Source organism: Kineosporia babensis (assembly GCF_021129305.1).
Lineage (GTDB): Bacteria > Actinomycetota > Actinomycetes > Actinomycetales > Kineosporiaceae > Kineosporia > Kineosporia babensis.
The window spans coordinates 1-689 of sequence record NZ_JAJOMB010000076.1 but is presented as its reverse complement, the minus strand read 5'-3'; the positions used below and the strand labels follow the sequence as shown (position 1 = coordinate 689).

The 689-nt window shown below is 61.2% G+C and carries 1 protein-coding gene; it reads right to left on the bottom strand.

Features of this window, described 5'->3' with window-relative positions; genetic code table 11:
- Window positions 1-475 precede the first annotated feature (475 nt).
- Window positions 476-689, bottom strand: a 214-nt coding sequence (locus LR394_RS41035; protein ID WP_331283146.1) for a transposase family protein, incomplete at its 5' end; no start/stop codon positions are given.

Genomic DNA, 689 nt, shown 5'->3' with positions numbered 1-689 from the left:
CGTCAGAACCCACGAGCGCAGCAACGAGCAACTGGAACTCGTCGTCGCCCAAATCCTCGTACCTGTAATCCAGCACGGCTACATGCTTCCACAGGTGAAACGACAGAGGAGGCGAACTCCTGCTCCACCCTCCGTTCTTACGGGCTGGTATCGCTCGACCAGAGCTCGGATCCGCTCGGTGCTGAGCCGCTTCAGCGGCGACTTCGAGCCGAGCGGTAACTCAACGTCACGGTCTTCGCTTTCGGGTGGCGGTCCGATTCGCTTACCCTTCTGACTATCAGGGATGGTTCGGAGGCTCATCCGCGGCATTAGCCTCCGACACTGTGTTCTTCAAGACCCCGGCTCGCGCGCGATCGCCTGAATCGCCAATGTCTCGGCCCGATGCAACACAGATCTCAGCCCAACCTCCCACCTTCTGCGCATCACGATCGTTCAGAGTGAGCCTGTCCGAGTAACCGGTTCAAACAGAACGTGATCATGTTGTGCGGCCGTTCTCCTGGTGAAGCAGGACGAGTGCTGCTGCGACGATGTCACCGATGCGCCAGGGGCAGCCGCGCCAGCGGCGCAGGGCCTTGAAGGTGGTCTTCAGGATCGAGTTGGCGCGTTCGCCCAGGGCCCGCACGGCGCTGTGGAGGCTGTTGTGGGCTTTCTGGTTCACGTTCAGACTGCCGCCCTTGGGGGTCTTGAAC